The organism is Maribacter antarcticus DSM 21422 (assembly GCF_000621125.1).
In the GTDB taxonomy this organism is placed as follows: domain Bacteria; phylum Bacteroidota; class Bacteroidia; order Flavobacteriales; family Flavobacteriaceae; genus Maribacter; species Maribacter antarcticus.
On sequence record NZ_JHZC01000007.1, the window covers coordinates 107,089 to 130,659 of the forward strand.

Below are 23,571 nucleotides of genomic sequence, written 5' to 3' on the forward strand. Positions count from 1 at the left end.
TGATAGTAAATTGGTTTTTGATCAGTTATTACTATCGTTTTATACCTCGTAAAAGTCGTTCTAAAGGAGTTTAAAAAGAATCACACAGATAACATAGGTATGCATCACACAAGGACAGGAAATAACTTGTAAATAAGAGTTATTGCTTTTTTAGAATATAAATGTGGGAGGAATACTCTTTAGAAGCTAATCCTTTCATATTTGATACAAAACCGCGAAATAAAGCAGAAATATATTTATTTTTTCCGTGTTTGTATTTTTCTGAGAGAAGGGAGATATAAAACGCATCAAATAACATAGGCTTTGTTTGTGCTAATTCTAAACCGTGCGGAATCAATAGTTTTACTATTGATTCTTTACAAAAGTGCCAGAGATGTCTAGGAACGTCGAATGCCGCCCAATAGCCTTTGTAGTAGTGGGCATCATAAGATTTATAATTTGGTGCCGCCACAATTAGAAACCCTCCTTTTTTTAAAAGGCTTGTAATGTGGGTTAATTGATTATTTATATTTGGTAAATGTTCAAGTACATGCCAAAGGGTTATAATATCATAACTAGGGTTAGGTACTGCAGAAAGGTTTTCATAAAGAGATATCCCTTTTACGGTTGCATTTGTCCTTGCCAAAGGGTTAGGCTCCACTCCTGTAATATCCCAATTGTCCTTCTGGGCGGCAACAAGAAAATCAGCAGTACCGGCACCTATATCTAATAGGGATCCTTTTGTAGGTAAAAGAGAAGTAAGTAGGTTAACTTTTCGCTTAATACTGTAGTTTTTTATAAGTATATAGAGTTTGTCAATGAGAGATTGCGATTGGTCAGAATGTGAAATATAATTAACGCTTTGGTAATAGCTTGCTAGATTCTCCGGGATAGGGGAGGTAACAAGCATCTCGGTTGTAGGATCAAATAAAACATCAAACTCTTCTTTGGTATAAAAATAGTCTTTAGATTTTAAATATGGTTTCATTTAGATTTTAAAGATAAAAATAAAAGATGAACGAGTATAATGGTTTAATAGGTTTTGATTCTCAGTGGATTAAAATAGCCAACGGTTGCTTAATAATTTTGCTTATAGATATGCCATTTATATCAAAACGGACAATTACAAAACTAATCATAGTTTCATAAGGTTTCTGTATTGATTAGAGTTTAAATTGTTCCACGTGGAACAATTTTAATTACCGTCCTAAGAAGACCAAAAGAACGCTTATATCGCTAGGGGTGACACCGCTAATTCTTGATGCTTGTGAAATAGTGACAGGTCGGATTGCCGATAACTTTTCTCTTGCTTCATAGGATAGTGATTGTAGCTTTGAGTAATCAAATCCATCAGGTATTTTAACGTGCTCCAAGCGGAGAAGTTTATCCGCATTCACTTTTTCTTTAGCAATATAGCCCGAATACTTTACCTGGACTTCGGTTTGTTCTAGCACTTCACTGTCCAGGTCGTTATCAGCTACAAACGACGCAACAGGTGCTAAGCTTAGCATATGTTCCATAGTAACTTTAGGTCTTGAAAAAGCTTTAAACAATTTATCTGATTGTTTAACCGTGGCGGAACCAACACTTTGTAAGATGGGATTAATATCTTTAGGAAGAACACTGGTTTCTTTAAAAAAACGCAGAAACGAATCAGATTTGGAAAGTTTTTTCTCCATGCGTTTTAAGCGTTCGTCAGAAGCGATTCCGATTGCGTGCCCCATTGGCGTTAATCTAAGATCTGCATTATCTTGGCGTAGTAAGGTTCTGTATTCTGCCCTGGATGTAAACATTCTATAAGGCTCTTCGGTGCCCTTGGTAATAAGGTCATCGATTAAAACACCAATATAGGCCTCGTCGCGTTTTAGTATAAACGGCTCTTTTTCGCTTATATTTAGATGCGCATTAATTCCCGCCATAAGACCTTGACAGGCGGCTTCTTCATAACCGGTTGTACCATTTATCTGTCCAGCGAAGTATAGGTTGTCAATCAGTTTTGTTTCTAAAGTGTGTTTTAGTTGTGTTGGGGGGAAATAATCGTACTCTATAGCATATCCTGGTCTAAAGAATTTCACGGATTCAAAACCTACAACTGAACGAAGTGCTTTAAATTGTACATCCTCAGGTAAAGATGTTGAAAAACCGTTCACATAAACTTCTACGGTATTCCATCCTTCGGGCTCAATAAACATTTGATGACTGTCTTTGTCAGCAAATCGATGTATTTTATCCTCAATAGAGGGACAATAGCGCGGGCCTATACTCTGTATTCTTCCGTTGAACATGGGGGACCTATCAAATCCGTCACGGAGCAAGTCGTGAACCACTGCGCTAGTATGTGTGAGATGACAATCCCGCTGTATTTTTAACAATGACGTCTCGGTATAAGAAAATTTTTCAGGATGTGTGTCCCCTGGTTGTACGATCATTTTAGAATAATCTAGTGACCGACCGTCAACACGTGGAGGGGTGCCTGTCTTCATTCTACCACTTTCAAAGCCATAACTAGATAGTTGCTCGGTAATTCCTGTTGCTGCCTTCTCACCTGCTCTACCACCACCAAACTGTTTCTCTCCTATATGGATTAGTCCGTTTAAGAATGTACCGTTTGTCAATACTACTGCCTTGCTTTTTATATCGATTCCTAATGAGGTTCGTACACCTACAATGGCGCCGCCTTCAACGATTAATCCAGAAACCATCTCTTGATAAAAATCTACGTTTGGCGTACGCTCTAGCATCAAACGCCATTCCTCAGCAAAGCGCATTCTATCACTCTGCGCACGAGGACTCCACATTGCAGGTCCTTTGGATTTGTTGAGCATTTTAAATTGAATAGCAGATTTATCCGTAACGATTCCGCTATAGCCACCAAGGGCATCTATCTCCCGAATTATTTGTCCTTTTGCGATACCCCCCATTGCAGGGTTGCAGGACATCTGACCAATGGATTGTAGGTTCATGGTAACCAGTAAGGTTTTAGAACCCATATTTGCTGCTGCCGCTGCTGCCTCTGCACCAGCGTGACCCCCTCCTACTACAATAACGTCGTAATTTTCTCCAAACATAAGCTCTATTGTTCCACGTGGAACATTTTTATTTTTTCATCTTCTTTTGCGCGCATCACAACAATGTGCTCCTGCTCCTTGTCTTTGTAGTCCATTAAATGAAGCAACCCGTGCGCCATCACTCGCAGTAATTCGTTTTGCAAGGAAACCTCGAAACTAACGCTGTTCTCCGAAACCCGTTCAGTCGAAATATAAATATCTCCCGAAAGCACTTTTCCAACCGTATAATCAAAGGTGATGATGTCGGTATAATCATCATGTTGTAAATAGCTTTGGTTGATAGTAAGCAAGTAGGCGTCGCTACAAAAAATGTAATTTAAATCACCCAAGGCAAATCCTTCAGACATACATACATTGCTTATCCAAGCAAGGAATTTGCTTTCGTCCTCCAGGTTAAAATCAGTTTCATAATGGAAATCAGTCATTGCCTTCAAAATAAGCTTTTACCTTGGTCTTAAAATTTTGGCGCAAAGGTAAGGCTTGTCTATTTAAAATTTCAACCTCATTCCGATAATTCTCTAATAGTGAGGGTTTAGTTGTAATAGGATTTGTGAAGTCTTGTTGGTTGGCACTACTCTTTCGTTCCGATTTTTTTCCTTGTTTTAATGCTGCGTTTTCCAGTTTTAGAAGCTCGTACTGTAGGGTGTTGGCTTTATTAATAGCACGCTGGGTAATGCCGTTCTCCAAGAGGTCATTTTCAAAATCTAACATCTGTCGCACTAGTTTTTCTCCTAGGTTGCGATCACCATTGTTTATCATGTTTTCGAGTTGTTTCTCTAGTTCTTGACGGATGCGCTGCTGCTCTTGATAAATCTCATAAATTTCCTGTAGTTCTGCTTCTGACATCCCTTGTCTAGAATCACCCTCATTTCCCTCACCTTTTCCTTTTCCTTCCCCTTTGCCGTTCTCTCCATTTTTACCGCCTTTCCCCTGTCCATCTCCTTCTTTTCCGTTTTGTCCCTGTTCTCCGTCCTTACCTGCTTTACCGTTTTGTCCATCTTTTCCCTCTTGTCCAGATTCACCTTTCTTTCCTTGTTTCCCTTTCTCGCCTTCTTTACCCATTTTTTCGCTAAGAGACTGTTGTCCTTTTATAATATCAGGTAGCTGAAACCCATCTTGCCCTTCTCCCTCCCCTTGTCCAGGCTGCATGCTTTGGTTCATGTTTTCTAACACTTTGGCTAAGAAATCTGCCAAACTATTGGATGCTGTAAGTACATATTTTTGGTAGGATACTCCTTGATACATTTGTCCCTCGGCCATGCTTACCAGCGACTTGTCTATATTATAATAAACCTCTGTAATTTGTTCGTTTACGAATTCTGAAAGTTCTGCTTGTCGAAGGGAAAGGCTAAAAAGGCTATCGTCTACATGTTCAAATAAACCTCTGAGTTCTTTCTGGTCGCGAACGGTTATACCATATTGAGAAACATCTTCTGGATCTTGCACGCTTAATTTATCAAACAGGGTTTCTTGTTTAAAGGAGAAAACAACTAGGTTGTCTAATATCTGACGTAGCATATCCGCGTCTTCCGCAACTGAAGATCCACCACCACCTCCAGACGAAGATTCGCTAAGCACTTCGCTCATTTCCTTCATTTTCTTGGCAGCGGATTTTTGATTTTTCTTGGCACTTGAAGCATTTTGCTCCATCTTCTTCATGTCGGAAGCCTGTTCGTTTCCTTGGTGTTTCGTTATTTCCAGCAGCGCTTTCTTTTGATTCTCTTTCACGCCTTGTTTGACGTCTTCGCTAACGTTAAGGTCAATTGGTTTCTTTAAGGCTTCGTTATCCTTTTGTAATTCATCAAGTTCTTCAGCCAATTCATCAAATAGGTTGTTTAGTATCTCTTGCTCCTCTTCAGTGGTGTTTGGATTAATTTTATCTCCAGCAAGGGCATCCTGCTTGTCTGCTAATTTCTCCAAGTCTTTAGATAGCTGTGCCGCCTTTTCCGTAACATAATACCGTTTTGTCAACTCTACTAGTTGTTCTAGGCTACGTTGGGAAGTCTTTTGTTTTTTACCTATTTCTTCTAACTTCTTCGTTAGCTCTTCTTTGTTTATTTTGTCTGCAATCTTGTTCAGCTCCTCTAAAAGTTTTTCGTTTTTACGTGCTTCTAGTTCTTGTCGTTCCAAGCGTTCTTGTAAAAGCTGGTTAAGCTTGTCGTCTGCATCACTTTTGCTTAGATTTTCTTTAAGTTGCTTACTGAATTTTTGCATGAGCTCTTCTTGCCGTTCTTGCTTTTTAAGAAAATCCTTTACTTGGTTCTTATCATTAAAATTTAAGCTGTTCTTTTCTTTCTGTTGGGCGTTCAATTCTTTTAGGGCATCCTTTTGTTCCTTAACCATTTCTAAGGACTTATCCAAGTTGTTAATTAAGCGCTGTTGAGACTCTAACTCTTTGTCTTTCAGCTGGTTATAATTAAATAACACCTGTCTAAACAGCTGACTCTTAGTGGTTTTACCCATACGGAGACCATCATTATCTGTTACCAAAAAGTAAAATTCATAGTTTTTTCCGGCATCAATGGCCAAACCAGACGGGAAGGTGTAGTAGAACTGTTTAAAATTTCCTTGCGCCTTGCTAATAACAACACGTTTCTTATTTAGCTCTTTTCCTATTTCGTAATACACCAAATCAATAGACGAAACCCCATAATCATCAGCTGCTTCGCCAGAGTAATATGAAATATTGGGACTAATAGAATCCATAATCTGAACGACGGTAACCGTTGGGTATTCATCTCTTATTACCTTAAAGGTATAATCCAATTTTTCATAGTCTGTTACATTTGTGTTTGAGGTAGTTAATTGATACCCCATATCTGCATATACTCGTTTAGAGAGTGCAAACATGTTCTTCTCTTTCGCAAAGGGTAATACGGTATCCTTTGTAATCAATCTAATTTGTTCTGTATCTTGTCCTGTAATTTTCCAAGTAACTTTTGTCCCTTCGGGCAGTAGGGCATTGCCTGTGCTTTTTAGGGTTTCGTTGGGTTTGTTTAAATAGGTGGGATACTGCAGATCAATGTTGAAACCCACTATTGCTGGTGCTTTTAAGGCGGTTAATTGATATTCTTTTGAGCGTACCTTATTCCCTTTAAAACTAAAGATGAATGTGCTTAACGGAGGAGAAAGTGTGTATTGATATTTACCGTTATTTTCTTGTAATAGGATATCCTTTCCGTCCAATACAACATATATATTTTCGGGTTTTATAGGCCCCATCGTCCTAACCTGAAACGTAAAAGGGTCACTTTCTATAACGATAAGGTCTTTTGACAATAGCTCAAATTGAAAAGGAGCCGGGGGTTCGTAGGCCATATCATAGTTGATAACACGCTCATAAGAACTAAAAAAGGAACTCCAAGTGCCTGAAAGCCATAGCAGGCCAACAATGACCAGAGGAATTAGGATGTATTTACTATGGCGCAATGCATCTTTATAGGTTATTGCATTGGAAAACGGAATTGGACTCAATTGCTCAGAGCGTTGCGCTATGCTGGCAAGCAACAATTCTGATCTTTCTGGATTTTCCACTAAATCTAATAAGTTGTAAAGCTTATCTCCCACCTTAGGGAAATGCTTTCCAATGAGCAGTGCCGCATCTTTTGGTGTAATTCCTTTTCTTAGTTTGAACAGATAAAACAGCGGAGTAAGAATGTAAGTGAAGAGCAAAAAAATTTCGGTAGCCAAAAAAAGAAAAAATAGAATCAATCGCCCTGTGGAATTCAACCAAAGTGCATATTCTATACCCATGACCGCTAAAAAGAAAAGAAGCCCAAAAGCGAGGAATAACAAGACACCCTTGATTAGTTTTTGAGTATAATGCTTTCGGATGAACTCGTTAAGCTTATCCAGTATGCTATTGTAAATGCGCAATTTGAAGTATTTTAATACCAAGATACCTCTTATTGAATTTTTCGATTAGAAAAATTTGTTAAAAGCTACCATATGAAGGATTTAAAATACTTTGCCGTGTTGACATTACCTATCTCTGTAATTATTAGTTTCTATTTTAAAGAACATTGGAATTTCTTTACGCCGTTCTATGCTTTTGTAATTGTTCCAATTCTAGAACCACTGTTGCCCCAAAACGCCAGCAATTTACAAGGGGAAGATTGCTAGGAAATAAATAAAAGCAAACTTTTTGATTGGATGCTATATTTCAATATACCCTTAGTATTCGGTCTTTTTGGCTAGTTACTTTATCTACGGATACTTATAAACGCTTCGAATTAGAAAGCATGGGGCTTTCCATCGGAATTGTTTTGGGCACCAATGGGATAAACGTAGCGCATGAATTGGGTCACCGCCAGAACAAGCTGCAACGAACGCTTGCTAAAATCTTAGTATTGCCCTCTCATTATATGCACTTTTATATTGAGTATGATTTTGGACAACATGCCAACGCCGCAACTCCTGAAGACCTAGCTACAGCAAGGCTTAACCAATCGGTATACTCTTTTGTGATAACGGCTACAATACGGTAATATGGTAGTGTTTGGAAATTACAAGCTCAATTATTAAAGCACAAGGGGCTACCCTTTATACCTATAAAGCACTTCATGTCTTGGCACGCTATATTTCAGTCACTTTACCTTGTTGCGGTATTCAAGATGTTTGGCTCCTTGGGGTTGCTGGTTGCATTTTGTTCTGGGGCCGTTGGGTTCTTGATGTTGGAAACAGTCAATAACATAGCACATTACGGCGCTTTGCGTATGTAATTACTCTCTGGCTCTTATGAAAGAGTGTGCGAAGTACATTATTGGAAGCATTGTATTGTACGAGTTAACCCGCCACGATGACCATTATTTAAAATCTTCCAAAAAATATCAGGTGCTGTATCATCATGACATCTCCTCACAAATGCCCTACGGTTATCCAACACCTATGGTATTGTTTTTATACCCTCTTTATGGTTTAAATTAATAACCCCACGTATTCCAAAAGATATGGTGTTGAATAGCTAGTACTGTTGTTGACGCTCTTTGCTCTTGTCTGATTACCCCACGCTTTTCTACTCCTAGTGCATACACTATCTTTGCATTTTAATTATTAGCTATGAGTAAGAAAGTTCGTGTTCGTTTTGCGCCGAGTCCAACGGGACCCCTCCACATTGGGGGCGTTCGTACGGCATTGTTTAATTATTTGTTCGCAAAGAAACATGGCGGCGATTTCATACTACGGATAGAAGACACTGATCAGAACCGATATGTGGAAGGCGCCGAAAAGTATATCATAGATGCCTTGAATTGGTGTGGGATTCCGTTTGACGAAAGCCCCGAAAAGCCTAAAGACAAATTTGGTCCGTACCGTCAAAGTGAAAGGAAGGAACTATATAAGGTGTATGCCGACGAACTGATTGAAAAAGGAAAAGCGTATTATGCGTTTGACACCACAGAAATACTCGATTTTCATAGGAAAGACCATGAAGTAAAAGGAAAAACGTTTATTTATAATTGGCATAACCGATTGAAGTTGGACAATTCTCTGTCTTTAATGCCTGAGGAAGTCGAAAAACGCTTGGCTTCTGGAGTAGATTATGTAATCCGCTTCCTTACGAAGCCAGATGAGAAAGTACCCCTGAATGACATCATTAGAGGGAAGATGGAAATTGACTCCAATGTTTTGGACGATAAAGTCTTGTTCAAGAGTGATGGCATGCCAACGTACCATTTGGCGAATATTGTAGATGACCATTTAATGGAAATCTCCCACGTTATCCGTGGTGAAGAATGGCTTCCATCTTTAGCGCTTCACCAACAATTGTATGATGCCTTCGGTTGGGATGCACCTGAGTTCGCACATCTTCCTTTAATAATGAAACCTGTAGGGAAAGGAAAACTGAGTAAGCGCGATGGCGAAAAAGGTGGGTTTCCCGTATTTCCACTTTCCTGGAATGAATCTGTAGGCTATAAAGAAACAGGCTATTTTCCAGAGGCTGTAGTTAACTTTTTGGCACTTTTGGGGTGGAACCCAGGAACAGAACAAGAACTATTTAGTTTAACAGAACTAATAGAAACCTTTTCCCTTGAGCGCGTAAACAAGTCGGGGGCCCGGTTTGACCCCGACAAGACCAAATGGTATAATGAGCAATATATGCAGTCTCGAAATGACGCAGAATTGGCAAGTAGATTTTTAACAGAGCTTCAGGAATATTCAGATGTAAAAGAACGTAGTCGGACCCCCGAGTATGTTGCTCAAGTTGTTAGCTTGATTAAGGAGCGCGCCACGTTTGTTTCTGATTTTTGGCCACTGAGTGATTATTTCTTTGTTTCCCCTTCGAAATACAATGAAAAGGCTACTAAAAAGCAATGGAAAGAAGGAACAGCTGATATTATGAATCAATTGTTGGAGGTTTTAATAACCCAAACCGACTTTACGTCTGAAACGTTGGAAACCAATGTAAAATCTTGGATAAACGAAAAGGAGCTTGCGTTCGGTAAAGTAATGCCACCCTTGCGACTAGTACTTGTAGGCGATATGAAAGGCCCGCATATTTTTGATATTATAGGCATAATTGGCAAAGAAGAAACGGTGTCTCGAATAGAAAGAGCGATAGCTGTTTTAGGGTGATTAACTTAAGGGTTGCTAGGGAGGGAAGGGGTTAAACTGGCACTACGTATAACTGTTTGGTACAGTATGCTGCAGACCATTCTTGATGCTATTTTACAACGAATGGAAATTCATAATATATCAGTTCAAGTGCAACACTGAAAGCGCTTTTGTTACGAAAACTCTTTGGAGCGAAATTACTTTTTGATACTCTCTATCTACGCTGTTAAAGGCAGCACTACTCTTTGAAAAACTAAGCGCCAAGTGGCTTAAAATGAATAACGGTTAGCATCATTCACCAGAAAAGCACCTTAAAACATGTCGCATCATCTAGCTTGTTTTCTGCCAATGTAGCGTAAAACCTATCTAGTAGCTAGGATGCAGAACTACATGGGGTATGCATAATTCTTTTGATATGTTTAGCGGTTTATTCATTAGCATTTTTTCTAATGTTTTCAAGAACTGCGAATTACTCTTTTGCAACAGCCCCATTACGCCACAAAGAAGTAGCTACAGCAAAGCCTTTTAGCGCAAAATAAGCAGCAGTAGGTTCTGTGCGCTCATAATGCTAGTCGCATATCAAAATATCTTTGGGAATTGTATCAATAGCATGGTGTGTATTGCTTATGTTAACTTCCCACATGCCAAGTCCGGTAGTTTACCCATTCAATAAACGGCCACCCCAATATCTATAGTTTTTTATCTGCTTGTGCCAAGAGGTTTCTGATTTTCGTGGGTTCTCCCGCGAACAGCTTATCTTTATCCTTGCCGTTACAACGAGGGCATTCCTCTTCTCCAAAGTAAAAAACCTCATTCATTCCGGCATGGAAGTTATTTGCTTTAAATACTAGTGTTATTTCATCTACCAAATCAAAAATTATCTCATGTGCTTCTGAGGGCAAGGACAGTTGCTCTTGCAATAAAGACCACCTTCATTTGGCCACTCCTATTTTTCTGGTAGCTGAACACTAGATGTTTTATCAAATTTCGGATACACTTGTAGTCATATTTTCAAATCTTAGTGCCAGGATTGATTGCCTAACAAATTGATGTGTCACAAAATGCTAATGCCATGCTCTTGGCATGCAGCCACTAGCTTATTAACATCATATTGAGAAGGGCTATTTTCTCATACCAATTCTGGGTAGGGTGTATATTGATAGTTATAACCTACCGGCAACACCAATGTGTTAATTGCTCTTGGAGCTAATGCTACATCTATAAATTTTACAAACCGGTCTACGTTTTCCTTAACTGGAACGGACATTGCTAGACCCCTTAACGGCAAAGTATCATTCTGTGCACTGGTGAAAAATCAAATAGAGAAGGAGGCAATGCTAAAAAGTAAATTTTTCATTTCAGTTTAAAGCTTAAGTTGAACATGTACGCTGGATAATAATGAGGCAAAACGAAGCATTATAAAAGCCCATAGCAAAGACCCTGAAACGGCCAACCAAGGCATTTCGGTTTGTTTGTACCACAATATGTTCAGATTAAGCCCCCAAATTATGTAATATAGAGTGTCTGGAGCTAAATAAGTTGTTAAAGAATTTTTACCCGCTGGAAGAAAAGGACTGCTCCAGCGTTGCCATTTTTTAACGTCTAGCACATAAAACAACAGCGCAAATACCAAGACACTAATGCTATTGCACAGCATTACCCACGACGGCGTGCCAATGAGCTAAGAAATAATGAACCAATTACACAAAAAGAAAGCCAGCGCTAAAAAAATAAAACCAATTGGTATAACAAAACTTAAAAACTGTTTATAATCCGCCTTATACCTTTTTATCAATATGCCTATAAGTAGTCCAGAAAGCACAATAGAGGGTACATTCCCGCTTATAACAACGCCAAAGACAGGCTTAATAGGGCTTAGAAATGCAGTATACGGGGTTTGAGCCAAAATATTCAATACAATGAAAACGAACCAAACACCAACAATTGACCATATTCTATCACTGAGCCAAAAGTAGGTAAGTGCTGACACCAAATACCCCCAACCAATTAACCCTTGTATGTCCCACCAGCCTATATGCATCCACCCGGGGTTTTCTAGCGTTCCAGAGCGGTATACGGCGGCCAATATAATTAGGCCTAAAACACCAATGCCTTTTAATATTTTAAAAATGGAATTATATGATGGCGCTTTTGGGTATTTGTTCCAAATTAGAAAGACGGATATGTACACGAGTATAAGCCACAGGTTTTTATTCATTCCTGTTAGCGCTGCATTATAGTCGACTCTGTTTACTATAAAAACACCCATAAGTATCAAACTTAAAAATCTTATGAGGATATGCTTAAGTAGCTGCATATTCGACTGACCTAGTTTTTTCCTAGCCATAAATGCAAATGGAATAGAAAGGCCTACCATAAATAAAAATCCAGGAAAAACCCAATCTGCCAAACCTATCCCATCTTCTTGTATGCTAGTGTGAACCAACCATTTTTGAACACCTAGTAAATAAATCGTTCACAAACAACATTAGAAAGAGGGTGAACCCTCTCATAATGTCAATAGAAGAAATCCGATTGTTTTTGGCTAACATAGCTTTGTATTAGGAGTTGTTTCCCAAGAACTCTTGTTTATTTGAAAAGGGGTTATTAGAGCTCGCTTTACGTTATTTATATCTACCATCTTTTTTCACGCCATGTGGCTTGTTCTTTTTTAGAAAGAAAGGTCCACGCCACAATACGGCTAGATTTATTACCCGTTCCTGTGGAAATTGTTTTGAATACTGTTGCATCAGCGGTTTTTAATAATTTATAAATTCCTTTAAGATGAGATTCTTTAGAGACTAAAGTTGAAAACCAAAAGCAGCTTTTAGAGAACTGTACACTATCTCTTATCATGTTCTGAATAAATTGATATTCTCCACCGTCATAGACAAGCTCAGTATTAACTCCTGCAAAATTGAGTGCAGGCTTTTTCACTTTTTTACCTGATAGGTTTTTTATTTTCCTTCTGGTTCCTTTTTGAGCCTCTTCCATAGAAGCATGAAAAGGAGGGTTGCACAAGGTGATATCAATTTTATCTTCTTTGTTAAGTACGCCTTCAAAAATATGTATTGGGTCTTTCTGTAATCTATAGTCAACCTTGCCCTTTAATGATTCATTTGCGTTGCTAATATGTCGAGCCGATGCAATTGATTCTGCGTCAATATCTGTCCCAATAAAACGCCAACCATATTCCGTAACGCCGATAATCGGATAAATACAACTTGCCCCTACGCCAATGTCGAGGCCGGTGATTTTATTACCGATGGGTATCTTGTTATAGTCCTCGCTTAACAAGTCTGCTATATGATGAATGTAATCTGCTCTGCCTGGTATTGGAGGGCATAAATTTTCATCTGGAAATTCCCATTTCATAAGGCCGTAATAATGGTTTAGGAGTGCCTTGTTTAGAAGCTTTACTGCAATAGGGTTTGAAAAGTCAATTGAAATTACTCCAAACGAATTGGGGCTTACATGCTTTTCCAGTTCAGGGACAGCAATTATTAATGCTTTTAAATCATAACGGTCCCTGTTTCTGTTTCGCAAATGAAGCCTTGGGTTGAGCTGTTCTTTTTTTTCAGGAGGCATGATGTTGTTTTTGAGTAGCAAGAATAGCCCCTACTGCTTGCTTGTATTTGTACGGATTACCCGCTTTTTTAATGGCTTTATAGACTTTCTGGGGATTGTGTGTGGATTGAGAGAAGAACTCCCAAAACCCCAACATTTTCATCTTAATAGGGGTTGGTCCGCAGAGTATAGCGTCATACTGTTCGTAAATGGTATCATGAAATTCTCTAAAAATTTCCCATCGGTCCGCAGGATAGTTCGTAGTTCCCTCCTTTATCATACTGGGGAGAAATGGATCCGCGATAAGACCACGCCCAATCATAAAATGTGCTATAGAGGGGAATCGTTCTCGCATGGCATTAAACTGTGCTACTGTGGTAATATCACCATTGTAGTACAAGGTGTGCTTGGCGGCATCCACACATTTTTGAAAAGCTTCTAGATTTACGCTACCTTTATATAATTGCCTTCCAAGCCGCGCATGAATGGCAACATTTTTAAGTGGGTACTTATCCAGTATTGGAAAAGCATCTAATATTTCATTACTATTTTCATACCCGAGGCGCATTTTCATGGATATGGTGACATCCGTTTCGCTATGTGCTCGGTCTAGAATATGATTTATCTTTTCAGTATTAGAAATAAGGCCAGAACCCATGCCGCTATTGGTAACCATGGGATAAGGACAACCCAAATTCCAGTTAAGTTCGTTGTATCCTAAAGATTGAATATACTTTATGGTATATATGAAGGCATCAGCATCCGCTGTCATTACTTGTGGGATTACAGTAAGTGTGTTGTTTGCTTCAGGATTTAAGTCTCGCTGGTACGATCCCTTTATAACCATCTTTCTGTTATACCGTATGTAAGGCGCATAATAGGTGTCTATTCCTCCAAAAAATTTCTGTTGCGCATTACGAAAAATATAATCTGTAAAGCCTTGCAATGGCGAGGACAGTAAGGAGTAGTTCATTAATAGGTTTTGAAGGAATAAAGATAATGGAATAATACGTGATGATGGTTTGCTGAAGTAATAGTTGCCCAAGACAAACCTATGACTATTTTCACTTAAACAAGGGTGAATTCTTCTGGAGTGTAAAACAAAAACTTTTATAAAGGTGGTGAGATTACGTTAGCTCATAGGGTTTTGATGGGGGCATTACTATTGTTTGCCTCTGGTAATTCATTGAAACTAGTCTTTTTTAAATTGGATGGACCGGACATTTATTTTTAAACCTTTAGAGTCCTCAAAAACGAAGGCTAGCGGAACCATTATTCTATTCATGTCGGCGGTCACGAATTGTTTAGTTTCAATTTCATATAACTTCCAGTGTTCAGTAAGTTGTATTTTAACTCTTGATTCAGTACCATCAGGCGGGTCGCTAACATCTTTCATAGCTATTTCAAATACCTCACCGCCAGCTTCACCTCTCATCTCAATAACCATTTTTGTATATGGAGAAAAGTCCATTTCATTAACTCTTCCGTCAAGTGCATCTACTGAAAAATATAATGACCCCCAATCGTAAGTGTTTGGAGGATATTGTATGGTTAAATAATCCTTTTCACTTGAAAAATGTTTATTAAAGACGTTTGATGCTGCATATTTTATGTCAAAACCAATAGGCGAACCCCCATTAATGAGTACACTCACGATATCGGCATCTCCAATAGAGAATAATATTCCGCTTAATTCAAGTTTAGTTTGTTGGTCAAAAACACTTTTTGAGTCACGTATCATCTCCACAAGCTTCTTTCCCATCAAGATTTGATCTCTATAAATTTGTATGGCGTTCCCTTCGTTATAACCTTTCTCAAATATATTAACGGTATGCTGATCCCTTAAAACTGCTAAAAAAAGAGGACCGGCAATAGCGAAATCGCCCGCCTCCCAATATTGCATAAAAAGGACTTCGCCTTTATTTCTAAAATGAGACTGCCAGCCTTGTTCAAGATTTTTTAAAGATTGATTATGTACATCTTCAAGATTTCTAAGTTTATCAGCAGAGCTATAGTATGTGCTTAATAATAATGCTAAGTCTGTACCTTGAATCTTGCTGAAATACATGGAACTTTTTAAAGATTCAAAGGCACTTAAATTAGTGTTTAAATGAACGGTGTTTAAAATATTTTGAAATGCTAAGTGAATATAGGAAGCTTCTTCAATATTTAATGTTTGCTTATCTGGCTGGCTATACGTATTGAAAATCGAATCTGACTTTATTTTAATGTTTATTCTAGCCGCAGAAACTAAGTTTAATTCTCTTAGGTCCGATTGCACTCCGTTTGCAACACTGTGTAAGATGTCATTTAAATCCTGCTCTTGAATTTTTTCTTCATTCCAATTATTGATTTGAAGCGCGATAAGAATTCCAATGACTACGAGGAATATTTCTCCAAGGGCATAGGTTAGGTATTTGGCAAACTTATTTTGTGCCAACATGTTCTTGCGAATTCTTCTGAAGAAGTTAATCATTTGTACGTTTTTTGATTGGAATATGCACACTGTACTTACTGGTACAAGTGTCGTCTTTACCTACTAAAATACGCTATTTGGGCAAAAGCAAAAAAAAACGATAACTGTCTTATGTTTTTGTAGTTGTGAATTGCTTCTCATATAGCATTACAGTACATATTTTCAACAAAAGGTTTAAAAACCCAACCAACTTGGCGTAAGCTTTTGTATTTTGCTATAAACCTTAAAATAATAAAATTATGGGAGATTTCTTTTTTATACCAATTATAATATTTGTTGTTTTTGTCATTATTTCAGGTGTCTTTACCGTAAAGCAAAAATCAGCCGCAATTATAGAAACTTTTGGTAAGTTTAGCAGTGTTAGGCAATCTGGCCTACAATTTAAGATTCCTTTTGTGCAGCGAATTGCCGGCAGATTGAGCCTTAAGATTCAACAACTGGATGTTATGATCGAAACGAAGACCTTGGACGACGTATTCGTCAGGATTAAAGTTTCTGTACAGTATAAGGTTATCCGGGAAAAGGTGTACGATGCTTTTTATCAACTAGACTTCCCTCAGGACCAAATTACATCCTATGTATTTGATGTCGTACGTGCCGAAGTACCTAAGATGAGGTTGGATGATGTTTTTGTTAAGAAGGACGATGTCGCACTAGCTGTAAAAGCAGAGCTGAACGATGCAATGTCCGGTTACGGCTTTGATATTATAAAGACCTTGGTAACCGATATTGATCCGGACGCTCAGGTTAAGCAGGCGATGAATAGGATTAACGCATCGGAACGAGAAAAAATTGCCGCGCAGTTTGAAGGGGATGCAGCGCGTATTCTTATCGTAGAAAAAGCAAAGGCTGAAGCGGAAAGCAAGCGTTTGCAAGGAATGGGTATTGCCGATCAGCGTCGCGAAATTGCACGCGGACTGGAAGAATCTGTTGAAGTGCTGAATAAGGTGGGGATTAATTCCCAAGAAGCTTCTGCTCTGATTGTGGTGACACAGCATTATGATACCTTACAGTCTATTGGAGAAGCAACAAACACCAATCTTATTTTATTGCCCAACTCTCCACAAGCGGGAAGTGATATGTTGAATAATATGGTCGCTTCCTTTACCGCAAGTAATATGATAGGGGAATCTATGAAAAAAACCACTATTGACAAGCCGAAAAAGTAGTACTAAGAATAAGGACCCAGAAGCCCGAAATACATCTTGTATCTCGGGCTTTTTTATGATTTTAAACAATCACCAATAAAGTTGTATTACGCGAACATTGCATGAAATACAGAGTAATTGCTTCTCGAGAAGACAAATATACTAATAGGTTTAAATTGGTTTAGCTCGCAATAAAACAGCTGTAGAAGACTTGTTTTAAGTAAACTAAACAAACGGGTATTTATAACACTATAGCGCACTTTTTTCGTATAAAATGATATTTTTGATACGATTCGTTATGAATTTTTCTCTTGGATTTTTGCCCAAGAGTCACGGAGACCCACGGTTCTGTTAAATACCAATTGGTTCTCTGTACTGTCTTTGTCTACGCAGAAATAACCCATACGTTGAAATTGGAAGGTGTCTTCTGGTATTGCCGATTTTAAACTTGGTTCTACATAACCGGTGATTACCTCAAGAGAATCGGGATTGATAAAATCCATAAAACCTTTGTCTTTGCGCGTATCCGGACTTTCATCTGTAAACAAGCGGTCGTATAATCTTATTTCTGCGGATACGGCATGTTTGATAGATACCCAATGCAAGGTGCCTTTAACTTTTCTAAGACTTTCCTCGCTACCGCTACCGCTCTTGCTTTTTGGGTCATAGGTACACTGTACTTCTATAATAGTGCCATCAGCATCTTTCGTGCAGCTCTCTGCTTTTATAATGTATCCACTTTTAAGCCTAACTTCTCGTCCCAATTTAAGACGAAAAAACTTTTTGTTTGCTTCCTCTCTGAAGTCGGCACTTTCTATATAGAGTTCTCTTGAAAAAGGTACTTCTCTACTTCCCAAAGTTTCATCTTCTTGGCTGTTTTCTGAAGTCAACCATTCTTCTTGACCTTCGGGATAATTGGTCAACACTATTTTTAAGGGGTCTAAAACGCCCATTACCCGCGGTGCTACTTTGTTAAGGTGTTCTCGAACATGAAATTCCAATAGGGACACATCTATTAAGTTATCCCGCTTGGCAATACCTATGGTATCTGCAAAGTTGCGAATACTTTCTGGGGTGTACCCCCTTCTTCTAAGTCCGGAGATAGTAGGCATGCGGGGATCATCCCATCCGTTTACGATAGTATGTTCTACAAGTTGTGCCAGCTTCCTTTTACTTACAACGGTATGGCTTAAGTTACGCCTAGCAAATTCTCGTTGTTTGGGACGTACTTTTTTTGAATCGTAGACCATATCTAAAAACCAATCGTACAATTCTCGGTGCATGGCAAATTCAAGTGTGCAAAACGAGTGTGATACTTGTTCTATGTAGTCACTTTCCCCATGGGTCCAGTCATACATAGGGTAAATACACCAATCGGTACTTGTTCTGTGGTGGGCCTTGTGTAAAATGCGATACATGATAGGGTCGCGCATTAACATATTAGAGGAAGTCATATCTATTTTGGCGCGAAGTACGTGACTACCTTCCGTAAACTCCCCTTTTTTCATGGATTCAAAAAGCACAAGATTTTCAGCTACAGATTTATTTCTATTTGGACTTTCGGTGCCGGGTTCTGTCGGTGTACCTTTTTGGATGGCCATTTCTTCGGAGGATTGGTCATCAACATAGGCTTTACCGTCTTTAATTAATATGACAGCCCAATCGAATAGTTGTTGGAAGTAATCAGACGCATACCGTTCGGTATCCCACTTGTAGCCTAACCAGATTACATCACGTTTTATAGCATCTACAAACTCCTGTTCCTCTTTGGTTGGGTTAGTATCATCAAAACGCAAGTTTACGGGCGCGTTATGGCGCAGCCCTAGTCCAAAATTTAGGCAAATGGAGCTGGCATGCCCAATGTGGAGATACCCGTTCGGTTCGGGTGGAAACCGAAAACGAAGGTCCTTTTCTGCATATCCATTTTGAAGATCTTCGGCTATGATTTGTTCGATAAAATTCAAAGACTTTGGTGTCTCGCTCATATGCTATTTTTTCAGGCTACAAAAATAACAAAATTGCGGTAACCACCACGTTTAAAATAGACTGACCTTATATTGAACCATTTTCACAACAGTTTTAGGGAGTGCTACAACAATAAATTCCACAAACACGCTAAAAGGAACATATTTGTCGTTGAATAGAAGGTTTGTGAAGATATGCCTTCGATGTTCATAAACGAGTAGGGGCCCAAAACTACAGATTATTATGAAAAATTATTCCAAAATTTACATCCTAACCACGCTTTTATTACTTTGTGCAATTGTGCAGCTCAGCGCTCAAGCTATTGTAGTAAACGCTCCTGCACCTGCTGATAATCCAAACTTGGCTGGAAATTCTCCTTGGCCAGCTATTTGTGCCGGTAATGGAGGTTTTAACGAATACTTTGTAAATATTTCTTGGGCGGGAACAACCAATACTGGCAACGAGTTTATTTTAGAACTATCTGATGCTGCTGGTAATTTTGCCGCGCCAACAACACTTTCTACTATTACCAATAAAAATTCAAATAATGATTTTGACGTAAGCTTTGCAGTACCGCTTACTACTAGGGGGCAGGGTTATAGAATGAGAGTTCGTAGCACCAATCCGGTTAGAATCGGAACGGAATCTGATGCCTACAACATGTATTATATGGATGTAACCTCTAACCTAAACATTAGTGAAGCAGGAGATGGAGTGCCACCAGGAAGTATTTGTAGCACAAACCCTATAACCTTGCAGGTAGATAACATAACCAGTCCTGAAACATATCAGTATTCATGGTACAGAAGCGGAACCTTATTGGCGGGTGAAATAGGTCCCACACTTAACGTTACTCAAAGTGGAATGTATAGTGTATTTATAGATTATGGTCCTATCTGCACAGGATCCGGTAATAGTGATTCTAATATTGTTGATGTTACTATAGGTGCTGGCGGTTCTGGAATAACAATTTCTTCACCTTCCAATACGGCATTATGTGCAGGTGACACAGAAACCTTAGCAATCGCTATTACTGATTCATCTTGGAGCTACCAGTGGTATAAAAACGATGTGGTTATTCCTGGAGCGATAGGAACAACCTATACTGTTAATGCAGCTACGGCAGGTTTTGAAGCTGATTATGCTGTTGAGATATCTGCTCCAGGAGTATGTACTGAGCGCTCAGATGCGATTAGCATAACCAATGCGGACAACTATACTGTAACTAGGGACACCCCTGCAAATGTGGTGATACTACCTTCGCAAACACAAACATTGACGGTGAGTACTACGGCAAACGCCCCTACGTACAAATGGTTTCGTAATACAATTGAAATTGCGGGAGAAACAAATAGCACCTTAACAATCACTCAAGAAGGTGATTATTATGCAGAAGTAACACAATCGGGAGGGGCTTGTGTCAGTTCTTCAAAGAATTCCGAAACAACGGTTGCCGTATCGCCAGCTTCATTCGAACTAATAACGAATTATGCTTCGGCCTACACAAGCTGCGTAAGAACCAATATGGTGTTACAAGTACAAACAATTAATGCTATTGCAGCTGATGGAACCAGTACAGATGTAACTGCAGATTTAGTCGATGCCTTTACATACCAGTGGCAGTGGAATGGGGCTGATGTTGCCGGGCAAAGCGGTAAATCTATAAGCCTTGTTTCTAATACAGAGAATGGAGATTATCTTCTAATAGCAACATTGGCATCGTATAACGAGAGTTCCAATACCTTACCGGTGCAATTACTCACTAGTGAAACGGTGACGATTACAAGTACGAGTACTATATATTGTAGTGTGGGTGATACAGTTACTGTAAGCACAACGGCCGATTTAATTTCTGCCAGTTATGAGTGGCAAAAAGATGGAGTAGCAATTGCTGTAACGCAAGAAACATTAACCATTAGCGCACCAGGCACATACCGTTTGGTATTGCAACGAGACGGTTGTCCTTTAATTTCAAATGAGATTACCATTGCTCCTTTAGACGAAAACCTGATTACTTTAGACCCTGTAGGTGATGTAGTAATACCAGAAGGAACGTCTAGAACAGTTAGGGCTAGTGGGGGAACAGCCTATAGATGGATTAATGTCTCCAATGTTGAAATGAGTACGTCGGACAGTGTTACGTTTACGAAGCCCGGTACGTATACATTAGTAGCGAGCATTGACAATTGTGAGGTGGTAAGGCAGGTTACGGTAAGTGTTTTAGATACGTTTAAAGTACCGAATGTAATTACCGTTAATGGAGATGGCATCAACGACCAGTGGATTATTCCAAACGTGTACTCAAATAAAGCGGATATAAACGTTATAATTTATAACGAACAAGGGGCAGAAATCCTAAACGAATCTAATTATAACAACAACTGGCCGCAGTCTTCTACGTCTTTTCAAAAACAAAATATGGTATTCTACTATAAAATTAGGAATCCCAACGAGGTACTTAAACAAGGTACTATCACCGTAATACGATAACCTTATCATGCTAAAGAAACGTCTTTTATATCTGTTTTTATTACTTCTTGCGCTTACAAAAGTAAACGCACAGGAGGAGAATCCTTTTATCTCTTACGATGTGCCAGCACAGAACCTTTTAAAATACAATAGGTTTTTGATTAACCCTACCTTCTCAACAGTTAGGGAAGATAAGTCATACATCAACCTTTTACACAGAAACCAATCGGTACAGTTTGATGACAATAACCAAAACTACTTTTTGAGTTATAGTGGTCGTGTAAACGACAGAACTGGTTTGGGCTTAAGTTTATACACCCAACGTCAGGGTCTATTGAGCAACTTTGGAGTATTGGCCAATTACGCATATGGGGTGAAGTTAAACGATAAAAGTAACTTAACCTTTGGGGCAAACATGTCATACTATAATAGTGGTTTTGACGAAGGGAGAGCGAGTACAATAGAAATAGACCCCTTGTTAGCTGGTTTACAAGACCAGAGCTTATTGTCTATTCAACCGGGTTTAAACTTGTCTTATGGTAAGTTTGATGTAGGTGTGTTTGCGGAAAACTTATTTGACTATAATCTAAAAACGAGTGAATCTGTTACGGAGTTTAAAGACAAGACTTTTTCGGGACACATACAATATACTCATCAGTTTAAAAATGCATCAGGAATGCTAGAGGAGGGTAGACTTATGCCTTTGGCACGCGCCAGAAAATTAGGTGAGGAAGACCTTACCTTAGGTGGAAGCTTAATCTTAGACCTACCTAAATTAGGATGGTTACAAGCTGGGTACGATAGTTTTTATGGTGCTGCTGCTGGGGTTGGTTTTAACTTAAACAGGCGGATATCTTTAGGCTATACAATGGAAAAGGGTCTTTCCAGTAATTTTGATAATTTTGGGGTCACCCATGAAATATCTGTTGCATATTCTTTTACACCCAATCTTACAGCGGATAGGGTGTTATTTGAAGATGAGGATATGGATAATGTAGAAAACGATTTTGAATTGGATGCGAATACTCTAGCCAGTAATGAGGAGGTTGAGGAGCTAAAACGAAAATTGGTGGAGAACGATGCCATCATTCAAGAATTGATGTTTCGTCAGGATTCACTTGAATCCTCGCGCCACTCAGATTTGGAGCGTCGGTTTAGTATGGTGATGCGTATGGTACGTAATGAAACTAATGGAAACAATCCAGAATTGGAGCGTAGGGCAGAAGCGCTATTTAAGGGAGAAGATAAATCATTAGACGTAGCTTCAATCAAGCCCTCCAATAATAGCAATACTAGTATGGATGGCGGAAATGAGGCTGTAGGAACAGAACCGAATAAAACTAAGCCTGTAAGTATTGTTGCAACTAAACGTGCCCAATATACATCGCTTTCCAATTCAGATACCCAAACAAGGGTATCAATTGTTCAAGATAAGATTAAAAGCAGACGATTTAAGGATTTACCCGAAGTTACCGATGGGTATTATGTGGTTGCCAATGTGTACAAAGGAGTACGGTACATGGACAGCTTTTTGAATAAGCTTAGCGAGACTGGTCTAAATCCGGATTATATAGATAATCCAAACAATGGGCTTAAATATGTGTACTTGAATAGGTTTGACACTTTTGAGCAGGCTGAAGCTGCCGCGAAGGGCAATCTCAATGGAAGGTACAAAGGTCCTACTTGGATTATGAATGTCGATAATAGATATACTAATGAAGCGTATGCGGATAACGTTAATAAGCTAAAGGAGAAATCTTCTAAGTACGACACAGATGTCTTACGTAAAAATGTAATCGTTAAAGATAAGGTTGTTGCCAACAGAGCAGAAGACGATAGCTCCAAACTAAAAGGTCTTGGTTCCGGTTATTACCTCATCGCCAATGTCTTTGCGGTGCCTCGAAACGCGAATCGTTTTGTAGCCCTGTTAAATTCTATTGGCCTTAGTGCAAGCTATTTTATAAATCCAAAAAATAACTATCGGTATGTATATTTAAAACGTCACGATGACTGGAGCAATGCATTGATATCTTATTACTCTAAGTTGAACGATGCCTACGATGACAAGATGTGGATTATGCGCGTTAGCTCAGACCAGATGGCCTAGGGAATAATGGCAACTATTTAATCTTTGCTTAAAACCGAAACATTTTGTTACGAGCGGATGATAACAATAGGATGTTGATGACACATAGCAAATCAACTTTTTAATTTAAATACTACCATTAATAAGCTGTTATAATAAATGTGGATAAGCCGATAAAAACATAATAAAAGATGCTTTCAAAAAGCACCTGTTTTTATTTTAGGCCTAATAAACTAGTCGAAATTATTTTATTTGAATGAT

18 protein-coding genes are annotated in these 23,571 nt (G+C 38.8%); 6 read left to right on the forward strand and 12 right to left on the reverse strand.

The features are described 5' to 3' along the window. Positions 1–139: 139 nt before the first annotated feature. The 4 genes from Q360_RS0107375 to Q360_RS0107390 form a co-directional block, all read right to left on the reverse strand. Positions 140–967 carry a class I SAM-dependent methyltransferase gene (locus Q360_RS0107375; protein WP_027076518.1) on the reverse strand — a complete coding sequence of 276 codons (828 nt, stop codon included), beginning with the start codon at positions 965–967 and terminating at the stop codon, positions 140–142. A 211-nt stretch (positions 968–1,178) separates the two neighbouring features. Then, complete coding sequence (gene mnmG / locus Q360_RS0107380; RefSeq protein WP_027076519.1) at positions 1,179–3,047, reverse strand: tRNA uridine-5-carboxymethylaminomethyl(34) synthesis enzyme MnmG; 1,869 nt, start codon at positions 3,045–3,047, stop codon at positions 1,179–1,181. A 5-nt stretch (positions 3,048–3,052) separates the two neighbouring features. Then, on the reverse strand, positions 3,053–3,472 hold the full coding sequence (ybeY, locus tag Q360_RS0107385) for an rRNA maturation RNase YbeY (protein ID WP_027076520.1): 420 nt from the start codon (positions 3,470–3,472) through the stop codon (positions 3,053–3,055). Then, complete coding sequence (locus tag Q360_RS0107390; protein ID WP_027076521.1) at positions 3,465–6,923, reverse strand: DUF4175 family protein; 3,459 nt, start codon at positions 6,921–6,923, stop codon at positions 3,465–3,467. The genes ybeY and Q360_RS0107390 overlap by 8 nt, the downstream gene beginning before the upstream one ends. Before the next feature lie 72 nt (positions 6,924–6,995). Between Q360_RS0107390 and Q360_RS26540 the strand changes: the two genes are divergently transcribed. The 3 genes from Q360_RS26540 to gltX all read left to right on the forward strand — a co-directional run bounded on the left by Q360_RS26540 (position 6,996) and on the right by gltX (position 9,620). Further along, on the forward strand, positions 6,996–7,169 hold the full coding sequence (locus Q360_RS26540; RefSeq protein WP_245603212.1) for a hypothetical protein: 174 nt from the start codon (positions 6,996–6,998) through the stop codon (positions 7,167–7,169). Positions 7,170–7,288: 119 nt separating this feature from the next. Beyond that, entirely contained in the window at positions 7,289–7,534 is a 246-nt protein-coding gene (locus Q360_RS26545; protein ID WP_245603213.1) for a fatty acid desaturase family protein, read from the forward strand. A 571-nt stretch (positions 7,535–8,105) separates the two neighbouring features. Continuing rightward, positions 8,106–9,620 carry a glutamate--tRNA ligase gene (gltX, locus tag Q360_RS0107410; RefSeq protein WP_027076524.1) on the forward strand — a complete coding sequence of 505 codons (1,515 nt, stop codon included), beginning with the start codon at positions 8,106–8,108 and terminating at the stop codon, positions 9,618–9,620. A 668-nt stretch (positions 9,621–10,288) separates the two neighbouring features. Here gltX and Q360_RS24585 read toward each other — a convergent pair. The 7 genes from Q360_RS24585 to Q360_RS24590 form a co-directional block, all read right to left on the reverse strand. After that, positions 10,289–10,519: a hypothetical protein gene (locus tag Q360_RS24585; protein ID WP_156950043.1), complete on the reverse strand. Its 231-nt coding sequence runs from the start codon at positions 10,517–10,519 to the stop codon at positions 10,289–10,291. Between the two features lie 209 nt (positions 10,520–10,728). Next, positions 10,729–10,866: a hypothetical protein gene (locus tag Q360_RS25695; protein WP_156950044.1), complete on the reverse strand. Its 138-nt coding sequence runs from the start codon at positions 10,864–10,866 to the stop codon at positions 10,729–10,731. 96 nt (positions 10,867–10,962) lie between these two features. Next, a complete protein-coding gene (locus Q360_RS26550) occupies positions 10,963–11,256 on the reverse strand; it encodes a DUF418 domain-containing protein (RefSeq protein WP_245603214.1) in 294 nt (97 codons plus the stop codon). A gap of 24 nt (positions 11,257–11,280) precedes the next feature. Then, positions 11,281–12,045, reverse strand: a complete 765-nt coding sequence (locus Q360_RS26555) for a DUF5009 domain-containing protein (RefSeq protein ID WP_245603215.1) — start codon at positions 12,043–12,045, stop codon at positions 11,281–11,283. 188 nt (positions 12,046–12,233) lie between these two features. Beyond that, positions 12,234–13,187 (reverse strand): 23S rRNA (adenine(1618)-N(6))-methyltransferase RlmF, encoded by a 954-nt coding sequence (gene rlmF / locus Q360_RS0107430; protein ID WP_027076526.1) that lies wholly within the window; start codon positions 13,185–13,187, stop codon positions 12,234–12,236. Beyond that, complete coding sequence (locus Q360_RS0107435; protein WP_027076527.1) at positions 13,177–14,139, reverse strand: tRNA dihydrouridine synthase; 963 nt, start codon at positions 14,137–14,139, stop codon at positions 13,177–13,179. Before Q360_RS0107435 ends, rlmF begins: the two co-directional genes overlap by 11 nt. 219 nt (positions 14,140–14,358) lie before the next feature. Then, the gene (locus tag Q360_RS24590; RefSeq protein ID WP_156950045.1) at positions 14,359–15,642 is read right to left on the reverse strand and encodes a DUF6090 family protein; all 1,284 of its coding nucleotides are present in this window, start codon (positions 15,640–15,642) and stop codon (positions 14,359–14,361) included. 239 nt (positions 15,643–15,881) lie between these two features. On the opposite strand from Q360_RS24590, the gene Q360_RS0107445 reads away from it, so the two are divergent. Then, positions 15,882–16,811, forward strand: coding sequence for an SPFH domain-containing protein (locus Q360_RS0107445; RefSeq protein ID WP_027076528.1), 930 nt, complete (start codon positions 15,882–15,884; stop codon positions 16,809–16,811). 275 nt (positions 16,812–17,086) lie between these two features. Here the strand turns inward: Q360_RS0107445 and Q360_RS0107450 are convergent, their stop codons facing one another. Next, positions 17,087–18,775, reverse strand: coding sequence for a glutamine--tRNA ligase/YqeY domain fusion protein (locus tag Q360_RS0107450; RefSeq protein WP_027076529.1), 1,689 nt, complete (start codon positions 18,773–18,775; stop codon positions 17,087–17,089). A gap of 223 nt (positions 18,776–18,998) precedes the next feature. Between Q360_RS0107450 and Q360_RS0107455 the strand changes: the two genes are divergently transcribed. Further along, on the forward strand, positions 18,999–21,245 hold the full coding sequence (locus Q360_RS0107455; protein WP_051554625.1) for a T9SS type B sorting domain-containing protein: 2,247 nt from the start codon (positions 18,999–19,001) through the stop codon (positions 21,243–21,245). 7 nt (positions 21,246–21,252) lie between these two features. Beyond that, positions 21,253–23,331 (forward strand): PorP/SprF family type IX secretion system membrane protein, encoded by a 2,079-nt coding sequence (locus Q360_RS0107460; RefSeq protein WP_027076531.1) that lies wholly within the window; start codon positions 21,253–21,255, stop codon positions 23,329–23,331. Positions 23,332–23,571 lie beyond the last annotated feature (240 nt).